Annotated in this window: 8 protein-coding genes; all 8 read left to right on the top strand. The window is 40.0% G+C overall.

Annotation, left to right across the window (positions count from 1 at the left end; all coding sequences use genetic code 11):
• Positions 1 to 150 precede the first annotated feature (150 nt).
• Positions 151 to 1,611: a spore germination protein gene (locus AC1DVJ_RS28685; RefSeq protein ID WP_477595914.1), complete on the top strand. Its 1,461-nt coding sequence runs from the start codon at positions 151 to 153 to the stop codon at positions 1,609 to 1,611.
• 6 nt (positions 1,612 to 1,617) lie between these two features.
• Positions 1,618 to 2,721, top strand: coding sequence for a Ger(x)C family spore germination protein (locus AC1DVJ_RS28680; protein WP_477595912.1), 1,104 nt, complete (start codon positions 1,618 to 1,620; stop codon positions 2,719 to 2,721).
• Between the two features lie 208 nt (positions 2,722 to 2,929).
• Positions 2,930 to 4,711, top strand: a complete 1,782-nt coding sequence (locus tag AC1DVJ_RS28675; RefSeq protein WP_477595910.1) for a cache domain-containing sensor histidine kinase — start codon at positions 2,930 to 2,932, stop codon at positions 4,709 to 4,711.
• Positions 4,708 to 6,363 (top strand): response regulator, encoded by a 1,656-nt coding sequence (locus AC1DVJ_RS28670; protein ID WP_477595908.1) that lies wholly within the window; start codon positions 4,708 to 4,710, stop codon positions 6,361 to 6,363. The genes AC1DVJ_RS28675 and AC1DVJ_RS28670 overlap by 4 nt, the downstream gene beginning before the upstream one ends.
• Positions 6,364 to 6,401: 38 nt before the next feature.
• Complete coding sequence (locus AC1DVJ_RS28665) at positions 6,402 to 8,006, top strand: type 2 periplasmic-binding domain-containing protein (protein ID WP_477595906.1); 1,605 nt, start codon at positions 6,402 to 6,404, stop codon at positions 8,004 to 8,006.
• 142 nt (positions 8,007 to 8,148) lie between these two features.
• Positions 8,149 to 9,114 carry an ABC transporter permease gene (locus AC1DVJ_RS28660; protein WP_477595904.1) on the top strand — a complete coding sequence of 322 codons (966 nt, stop codon included), beginning with the start codon at positions 8,149 to 8,151 and terminating at the stop codon, positions 9,112 to 9,114.
• A 23-nt stretch (positions 9,115 to 9,137) separates the two neighbouring features.
• Complete coding sequence (locus AC1DVJ_RS28655; RefSeq protein ID WP_477595902.1) at positions 9,138 to 10,034, top strand: carbohydrate ABC transporter permease; 897 nt, start codon at positions 9,138 to 9,140, stop codon at positions 10,032 to 10,034.
• Positions 10,035 to 10,093: 59 nt separating this feature from the next.
• The coding region (locus tag AC1DVJ_RS28650) for a hypothetical protein (protein WP_477595900.1) at positions 10,094 to 10,520 on the top strand (427 nt) is incomplete at its 3' end.

The raw sequence follows: 10,520 nt of genomic DNA, 5'->3' as shown, positions 1-10,520 counted from the left end.
ACTCATAATAAGTGTATTAATACCGTCGAGCTCCAGTTCCTTTTATGCCTATATGTCTAAGGTGTATTATCCCGTCTGTTTGGTGTTTTTCATATGCACAGCCGGGATACTTTTACTACTAAGTCGAAACAAAGGGGATGCGTCGTGAACATGAAACCATCCACAGAAACCACCACAAGCATAACCGATCTGGATGAGTGGTTTAAAAACGCCTCCGATATCGTACGCACTTCCTATAAAGGCACTAATTCTACGCTTGTACTTGAATTGGTGTATTGTCCAAATTTAGTGGATATGAATTTTATGAACGACACCATTCTCCCCCGCATTTCCATTGCGATAAATACGGCGAATGGAGATGTACCTCTTGACCAAATAAACACTCTCTTGGGAGTTAGCTCTATTAAGGATGACAGAAATGTCAAAAACGAAATTGAACAAAAGCTCTTTTCCGGGGAATTAGTGATTTTTAATGTTCAGTCAAATGGCATTTTTTCCATTCCTATTTCCAACGCTCCAAAGCGAACTCCGGAAGAATCAAACTCGGAATCGTCGGTTCGAGGACCAAGAGATGGGTTTGTGGAAAATATTGCAGATAATATGGCGCTAATCCRCCAACGATTAAAAACAACGTCATTAAAAAGCATTGAATATACCATCGGACAAAGAAGTAAAACCAAAGTTTTATTACTTTATATTGAGGATATTCTCAACCCTTCTATCTTGACCGAGGTGCAAAAACGGTTAACGTCAATTCATATTGATATACTTGGCGGCAGTAATCAATTAGAAGAAATGCTGTATGACACCCCCTTTTCCATTTTCCCGTTAATGGATTATGTTGGAAGACCCGATTTTGTTGTGGAATCCCTCAATCAAGGGCGATTTGCCATCATCGTGGATGGAAACCCAACGTGTTTGATTGGTCCAACAAGTTTGACTCAATTATCGTTAACCCCCGAAGATATGAACAGCGGATTATATTATGTATCCTTCGTACGTATGATGAGGCTAACTTCCTTGTTTATCACGATTTTTTTGCCAGGATTCTTCACCGCTCTAACAACATTTCATCATGAGCAAATTCCGTTCTCCCTGCTTGCAACTATAGGTACGTCAAGGGTTGGAGTTCCATTTTCACCTTCGATGGAAGTATTCATTATGATTTCGTTGTTTGAATTGTTTAAAGAAGCGGCACGCCGTCTTCCGAAAGCCATTGGACAGACCGTTTCCGTGTTAGGTGCATTAATTATCGGAGATGCTGCAATACGAGCGGGACTCACCTCTCCGACCATGTTAGTTGTGATTTCCATTTCGACGATATCGAGTTATACGTTGATTAACCAAAACTTAGCGGGAAATATCGTCCTTCTTCGATATTTTGTACTAATCATGTCATTTGCTTTGGGTCTATATGGTTTGATGGTTTCATTCTTTTTTATTATTACGATTGTCTTTTCACTTGAAAGCTTTGGACAATCCTATGCTGTTTCATTTACATCTCCAAATTGGTCTAACACGCTAAAAGGAATAGTTAAGTTGCCCACCAAACTGTTGAAGAAACGAAATATCGAATTCGAACCAACAGATACAACAAGACAAAAGGAGTAATCACCCATGAGGAACATGATTCCTTTCATTATCCTTTGCAGTATGCTTTCTCTTTTGACGGGGTGTTGGGGGCAAAGGGATATCCCTGAAGACGCCTTTGTTTCTTCTTTGGGGCTGGATTATAAAAAAKGGGAATTTGAATTATATATTCAAGGTATGAATTTCGGGAGCATTGCCAAAAAAGAAGGTGTTTCAAAACAATTGCCATTTCTCTTGGGTGAGGCAAAGGGTGTAAGTATTCAAAAAGCATTTAATACGTTACAAGAATCGACAGCCATGCCTTTACATTTGGGGCATCTCCAATCGATTATCGTAAGCGAAAATGTACTGAAAAGTAAAATTCCAGATGTGATGCACTTAATTGGAGAATCACCTTTAATTAGATATAACATTTTAATGTTCGGTACAAATGAAAATATAAAAGATGTTATGCAAAGTGACATCTTTTTTAATATTTCACCATTGAATTCCATCCTATTTAAACCAGATTACATTATTTCAAGAGATTATATCATACCTGTCTTAAGATACAACCAGTTTACATCCAGATATTACCGGCAAATTGGTTCGATTTTGATTCCCTCCTTAACCCTGGATGAAAACCATTTTTCTGAAGATAAAGCAAAAAAAGTCCTTGTACTAAACGGCGAATATATCGTGTCTCAACAACAATACAAAGGTTGGTTGAGTAAACAGAACCTAAACGGAATAAAATGGTTTTCTAAAGGCATTGAAAATACCCTTTCGGTCGGAACAGAAAAGGTAGCGGTATTTGTTAAAAATACGAGGGCTAAAATTGAAGTTTTGAAGGGTGATAGACCTACCTATAAAGTCATTGTAAAAGGAAATGCTTTCATATCAACGAATGTAGAGAACAAAAATTGGCATGAAATTGAAAAAGAATTAAATGAACAAATTAAAACAGATATTTTAATGACGATCAAAAAAGGAGTGGAAAAAGAGTCTGATGTCTTAAATATTAGTGAAAAAGCGTATAAATACCATTTGAATGATTGGGATGTAAATACCATTAGAGATTTAAATGTGAAATCCATTACAGAGGTCGAAGTTAAGATGCATATCAAGCAATCTGGCGCGTACAAAAGATGACAGGAGCGGTAGTCTAAGACTGTATTTTCCGGTCCAAGACGGCCGCGTTTCTATATACATGCAATAAAGCAATTTTATTACCTAAATCTTTATTATGTCACCCTATTCATATAACGACCAGATGAGTAGAATTAAATTTAATGACAACTTCTAGATTTTGTGGCTAAATAGTTGAAAAGGATGCCTAACTAGGGGGACGAAATAAAATATGAAAACATTCCAATCTAAGCTATTGCTATTATTTATCATAATGACGCTGTTGCCGGTAATAGCATTGGGTTCCTATTCATACTTGGTATCTGTTAATGCTGCTCAGGAGAACGCAGGTCAAGGGATGCAAGCTGCTCTGGAGCAAATGGGCAAAAATCTTGATTTCCAGATGCAGCTGTACAAGAAATCAATGGATTTTATGGTTACCTCGAAAGAAATCCGTACGATTTTGTTTCAGAACAGTTTTGACCCAACGAAAGTGGAAACGATGGACGCATATTTGAACATGGATAATATCATGGGATCGTTATTTTATAAAAGTGAACAGATTGGACCGATCGCATTTTATAAAAATAATCAGTTGGTGTATGCGTTTAATAAGGTGGATGACAAAGCTCTAAAGGACTTAGGAATGAGTGAAATGTACCAAGCCGACATGGAACACGAGGGCGGCATTCAGTTGCACACCATTCAAATTGTAAAGAGCGAAACCGGTATTAAAAGTGATTACTATGTATTCGGAAGGCGGTTATACGATAATATTTACCAAGTGAGAGCAGCAAATAACGCAGGTGTTTATCTTTTTGTTGAAGAAAGGAACTTCTCTGATATATTTCGTAATGTAAATAAAAGCGGTGCTGGGACGGTCATGATCACAAATGGCAGCGGTAATATACTTTCACATACGAATAAACAAAAGATGGGCGGTCGTTTATCTGATGAAGGAATTACGAATGTTCCATCTGAGTTATCAACCGGGAGCTTTACTTCCTCGATTAATGGACAGAAAGTAATCATCGGTTACTACAAGCTTCCACAGTGGGATTTACAAGTCGTGCAAATAGTTCCGGAGGCTTTCTTCACGGGCAACATTGGATTGATAGCGAAATCAACGATTCTATTTAGTTCCCTATTATTTATCATTTTGCTCCTTGTCTCCTGGATGTTGGCGAGACGGTTCTCCGAGCCTGTCCGAACCTTGGTCGGAGCCATGAAAATGATGCAATCGGGTAATTTCGATGTTCGAATCGAGAAGCAATTTGATAATGAATTTAACCTATTGTCCAAGTCGTTTAACTTCATGGCCATCCGATTAAAGGAAACGGTTAACAAACTTTTGGAGGAAGAAAAGCGACGCGGGGAAATCGAATTGCAAATGCTCCAATATCAAATCAATCCTCACTTCGTTAATAATACAATTGGCTCAGTAAGAATGTATGCGCTCGCAGAAGGAGCTGACAAAGTTGCAGAAGTTCTGCTAGTTCTTGGACGATTGTTCCAAAGAACGCTAGGCGGTTTATCTCGGCTAGTTCGAATCCGTACGGAAATTTTAAGCTTGGAAGATTTCATTCGAATTGAACGCATGCAATACATGACGCAATTGAACGTTAATTATGAAATTGAAGAAGCGTATATGGACTACTTTATACCGAATCTGTTACTGCAACCATTAGTTGAAAATGCGATTTTTCATGGTTTCAATAAGAGTATTGAACAACCGACTTTATCCATTTCAGTCAAATTAGAGGGAGAGGATTTAATCCTTTCCCTGCAGGATAACGGTGTGGGGATGACAAATGAGAAAATCGAAGAAATTATGAATGGTGGCGGAGACATCGGTCGCCGTCTGAATAGAATCGGGATCAAGAATGTCGACCAAAGGCTCAAATTGTATTATGGCGAGTCATATGGTGTTCATTTAGAGAGCAGTGTAGGAATCGGCACGGTGGCCGTCATACGACTTCCGGCACGCAGGGAGAAAGAGGTGGATCCTTCATGAAAAAGGTCATTATAGCAGACGATAATATTATGGTTGTAGAATCTCTAGATCGCTTAATCAAATGGGAGCAACTTGGTTTTAAGGTCGTTGCTAAAGCATCTGATGGGGCAGAAGCATTGGATGCGATCAAGGCATGGGGAGGCGTTGATATCTTGATTACTGATATCAAGATGCCTGTCATGGATGGATTGGCATTAATACGCGAAATTCGAAGTCTTGGCATAGACCTTAAAGCTATTGTACTTAGCTCCTATAACGAATTTCAGTTGGTTCGAGAAGCCATGCGCCTTGGCGCCTCAGAATACATTCTCAAAACGGAGCTTGACCCCTCTTTTCTTACGGAACTGCTATGTACACTTGCCGATCAACTTGATCAAGAACGTGAAATTACAAGAAGAGTAAAAACCTGGGATACGAAGTTGGATTCTAAAATTCCAAACCAAGAGGACTCCAATTATGAGCTTTATTTAAACCGTAGGCATATTAAGGACCAAATGTTCCGGGAGCTTTGTCTCGGTTATTTATCAGAGGACCAGTTTCTTATGCGGAAAAAGGACTATCTAAATATCCGTTACCTTTCAGGGCGTCATGAGGTCATTTATTTGTCAGTTGATTACTATCAAAAGTTACTTGATTTGCGTTGGAAGGGCGATGAGCATTTATTAACCTTCGCGATCATCAATGTGATGGGCGAAATTCTGGATTCGGTCGATGGGGCAGACCTGTTCTACAATGGTTCGGGAGATTTCGTGATTATCAGGAGTTTCTCTGTTGTTGAACAAGAACATAGCGGTGAATCGCGCATTATATTCGAGAGATGCTCACAAGCGTTGGATCGTTATCTTCGTATTCAAATTTCTGGTGGGGTAAACACGGAACCATTCTCATCCAAAGTAATATCAACCTTGTATCTAGAAGCGATGAAGGCTTGTCAATACCGCTTTATTATTGGCAAGGGGAAATTAATAACAGATCAAGACATTCTAAGCTTAGGCAGTACCACGATTTCCTTAAAAAACAGCAACGAACGTGTTGATCTGTTGCGCAACGCGTTGTCTGCTTTTCACCCGCAATTAATGGAGCGGACTTTAAGCTCCTTGTATGTCAAGCAAGAGGAAATCGGACTAAGCAACTTCAATGAGGTGCTTCGGTTGTACGAAAAGTACTCGTTTGTGCTCATGGATTTTATCGAGCATAATGCACTAAAAGCCGTCTGTGGACCCAAACTGGATAGCTTTAATGAAGTTATTAGTGACCGTGAAGCCGTTCCAGAATTAAATCGTCGATTGAAAGAAATCATAATGCAAATAGCTCAAAATATGGAAACGGGTAATAGTCATGTCCGTCAATTAATGAAGTATGTACAGATCCATTTCAAGGATGAAATCACCTTGCAATCCGCAGCAGAACAATTAGGTGTGAGCAGCCCTTATCTAGGAAGGCTGGTCCAGCAAGAGCTTAACATTAGTTTTAATGACTACTTGAATAATTTTCGCATCGAGCGTGCCAAAGAGTTACTTACTGAGGGGAAATTTAAAGTTTATGAAGTAGCTGAACAGGTAGGTTACGCAAGTACAGAGTATTTTAGCCGCATGTTTAAGAAATTTGTAGGCATGAATCCAAAGGATTTTGTATCTGGTAAATATTCGTAAGAAAGTAGAATAATTGGTAGACTGGAGGGGCATGATAGATGGTAAATAAATGTAGGATCGGAGCAATGCTTGTAACATTGCTTGTCACAGGGGCTTTAACTGGATGCGGTACATCATCTTCATTACCTAAGAACAAAGCCGAAACTACGAAACCAGTTGTACAGAAGAAATACGACATTAAAGTATTTTCGACCCGGATTCAACCGAATCCTGATTCAGAAGTAATGAAACAAGTACAAGAAAAGCTAGGCCAGAATTTGATTGTATCGGCTGTACCTGATATCAACTATTCCGATAAGATGAACTTGTTATATGCCTCCAACGATCTTCCAGATGTATTTAGTGTCTTTTGGAACGATGACATTTTGAAAAATGCCACAGCTAAATTTACGGAGGAAGACTTTAAAACATACATGCCGCAGTCCTATGCGATAGCCTTAAAGCAATATCAGGATTACGGTGAGACGAAGGAATCCATCTTTAATCGCTTTACAGTAGGTGGTAAGTTGGCTGGTGTGTTTATAGGGCAAACACAGAATACATATCCTTATGGTCTTGTCATTCGCCAAGACTTGCTTGACGAATTTGGTTTGAAAAGACCGCAAACTTTGAGCGATTGGGAAGCGTTTCTTAAGGTTTACAAGATGAAATATCCGAACAAGTATCCAATCAGTACTAGTGGTAGATTTGTTTTTACACAGTCATTCTACCCCATACTTGCTGCATACGGTGTAACTTACAACAACTGGCAATTAAAAGATAACAAATTGGTGTATCCTCCGTTTATGCCAGAAATGCGAGATGCTCTGGCAACGCTAAACAAGTGGTATAAAGCAGGCTATATCAATCCGGAATGGATCACGATGGATAATAACGCGCTTATCAATGAATGGGTAAATGGAAATACCGTTTATTATCAGTTTGCTTATTTGGGTAATAAAATTAAGCAACCATTCGATCCGGGGTCGATCTTTGAACAGCAGCTTGCCAAAACTCCTCAAGCCAAATTGGATTGGATTCCGTTCCCGAAAGCGAAGAACGGCATCAAGCCAGCCTTGGTTACAAACGAAGGCGTTCTATACTCACCGGTTGCATTCGGCAAACATTTGGAGAAAGATCCAGATAAACTGCACGCCGCCATGAGCGCAGTAGATAAAATCCTGAATGATAAAGATTTGGTCATGCTACTGAGCTTTGGTATCCAAGGTAAGACGTATGATTTGGTTGATGGCTTACCTGTTGTGAAGAAAGAATTTAATAACAATGACGCCAAAACCAAAGAAGGGTTCGGTTGGAGCGTACCAGGCGGGAATAACTGGGATATTCAAAAGTCGCTGAGCCAGCCTTACTATATCGATAATTTAAAGAAGTATGCGGAAGATGCTAGTGGACTCTATTCGAAGGCGAACAATGATTGGGATTATAGCCGTGTTAACGGTCCGCTGCTTTCAACGTCTGGTGAGAACCTGGATACGAAAGGGAAAACCAAATTTGAAGAATATAATCGGATGTTTGCAGAGGTGGTGATCGGAACCAAAACGCTTGGCGATTTCGATAAATTCATTGAACAGTATAAGAAAGAAATAGGAAATGATATGACGGAAGCGGCAAACCGTCTCTACCTGAAACAATGGTTGAAATAAAATAGTAATAATTTGAAAGACTCTGGCGATCAGGGTCTTTTTTTGTTTCACTCATAATTAGTTCAGTTTTTGTGTAGTTTCTTCATTCACTTCTATTCGCTAAACTTATACAATTCAAGTATAGAAATCAGGAGGTTAGCCTATGAATCAAGCTGTGATTACAGGAACTAAGGAACGAACGATAAGCCAACCGAAAAGTAAGGTCACTCAAACACTAAGAACAATAATGAAACAAAAATATTTGTTTCTCCTCATGCTTCCAGGATTGGTATATTTTATAATTTTCAAGTATGCCCCCATGTACGGAATTCTACTCGCCTTTAAGGACTTTAATCCGATAGATGGGATCACGGGCAGCCCTTGGGCAGGATTCAAACATTTTAAACCTATCTTTGAACAAGCGAGTTTAAAACAAGTCATCTACAATACGCTGCGGATCAGCGCCTTGAAAATAGTGATAGGCTTTCCTTTTCCAATTCTATTCGCGCTTATGCTCAATGAGATTGTGTCGAGCAAGTTGAAACGAATCGTTCAAACGATATCTTATCTACCGCATTTCTTGTCTTGGGTAGTCGTTTCCGGAATTGTATTCCAGGTGTTTTCACCTAGTTACGGCCTCTATGGTTTTATTTTCAAATTGCTTGGGTGGAAGACGCAAGTCCTGCTTACACAGCCGGGTCCCTTTATTGCCATTTTGATTGGTTCGGATATTTGGAAAGAAGTTGGTTTTGCAAGTATCATTTTCTTGGCCGCAATTGCAGGCATTAACGCTGAGTTATACGAAGTGGCCAAAATTGATGGTGCAGGCCGATTCAAACAATTATTATATATTACGCTTCCAAGTCTTCTACCTATCATAAGCATCATGTTCATATTGCGGCTAGGAAGTGTATTGGATGCCGGCTTTGAACAAGTCTTGAGTTTATACAATCCACTTGTTTATGGAGTGTCTGATATCGTCGATACCTTTGTGTACCGCATCGGTCTTGAAGGCTTTCAGTTTAGCTTCGCAACCGCTGTCGGACTTTGTAAAGGTGTAGTCGCACTTGTATTGATTGTTTCCACGAACTGGATCGTGCGAAAAACTACGGATCATTCGATTTGGTGATGCGAAAGAAATGAGGAGAAGGAATGAAATCTAAGCATACGTTAGCGAACAAGTCGTTTAGTGTGATTAATATTACTTTATTGTTGCTCTTGTGTCTCACCATCGTTTATCCGTTCTGGCAGCAAGTCGTAATTTCGTTTAGCAAGCCGGCTGAAGCGAGTGTTATCGGTTTACATCTTTTTACAAGCCATCCAACGCTAGATGCGTATAAGCGCATTTTTTTAGGCGGAACGATATTCAAGGCATATTATTGGACGATATACCGAACCATATTGGGTACGTTCTTGACAGTGGTTGTAAGCGCTATGCTTGCTTATCCGCTTGCAAAGACACAATTATGGGGACGCAAGTTTTGGATGTGGATCGTCGTGTTTACAATGTTTTTTGGCGGGGGTCTCATACCGACCTATCTTCTGATTCGCGAACTGCATTTATTTAATACGATTTGGGCCTTGGTTTTACCTGGTTTAGTCAGTGCGTGGAATGTTATCATTCTGCGAAATTTCTTCTACTCCATACCGGAAGAACTGGAAGAGAGCGCACGAATAGACGGAGCCAATGATTTGCTGATCTTCTTCCGTATCGTCATCCCGTTATCTGCTCCCGTCATAGCGACAGTTACGCTTTGGACGATGGTTGCACATTGGAATGCTTGGTTTGATGCGCTGATGTATACGTCTGGCGGGAAAATCAGAATATTGCAAATCATACTTCGAGAAGTGCTGGATAATGCCAATCAAATGTCAGGTGCGAACGCTTCATTAAACTTGAGTGTGTTGGAAATGCAGGGGCAGCAGTATTCGCCAGAATCCGTTAAAGCAGCGATTCTCATGGCTGTCATCATTCCGATCGTATGCGTTTATCCGTTCCTGCAAAAATATTTCGTTAAAGGGATTATGGTTGGTGCTGTAAAAGGATAATGGTATATCGGTGTAAACCTTTATATATAATTTTTCACAAAAAACAGGAGGGTTCACAAATGTCGAAAAAAACAGTAGTTGTTGCATCACTCTCATCCTTGCTCATTGCATCTGCTTTAACGGGGTGTGCCAAAGACAATACGGCTAGCTCGACTAGCTCGCCTGCAGCTACAGCTGCAGCAGCAGCGACGCAACCGGCAGTAGCAAAAAAGTACGATATTAAAATGTTTGCGGGTCGGTTCACGCCGAATGCTGATGCAGAAAACATGAAAGCAATTAACGCAAAGCTGGGTCAGAACTTGATCATTACGGGAGCGCCTGATGCAGACTTCCCTCAGAAGATGAATCTGCTTTATGCCTCCAATGATATCCCAGATGTGTTTGCAAGTTGGGATGCAGAAATGTTGAAGAATGCATCCGCTAAATACACGGAAGACGATCTTAAGAAATATATGCCGAATTTGTATGCGCTTGCACTCAAGCAAT

The organism is Paenibacillus sp. P4_A9 (genome assembly GCF_056402415.1).
This window is presented reverse-complemented; position numbering and strand designations above follow the sequence as displayed.

What these genes read in the sequence shown, in the direction of transcription:
- AC1DVJ_RS28675 (WP_477595910.1), top strand. Translation starts at nt 2,930, where the DNA reads ATGAAAACATTCCAATCTAAGCTATTGCTATTATTTATCATAATGACG.
- AC1DVJ_RS28670 (WP_477595908.1), top strand. Translation starts at nt 4,708, where the DNA reads ATGAAAAAGGTCATTATAGCAGACGATAATATTATGGTTGTAGAATCT.
- AC1DVJ_RS28665 (WP_477595906.1), top strand. Translation starts at nt 6,402, where the DNA reads ATGGTAAATAAATGTAGGATCGGAGCAATGCTTGTAACATTGCTTGTC.
- AC1DVJ_RS28660 (WP_477595904.1), top strand. Translation starts at nt 8,149, where the DNA reads ATGAATCAAGCTGTGATTACAGGAACTAAGGAACGAACGATAAGCCAA.
- AC1DVJ_RS28655 (WP_477595902.1), top strand. Translation starts at nt 9,138, where the DNA reads ATGAAATCTAAGCATACGTTAGCGAACAAGTCGTTTAGTGTGATTAAT.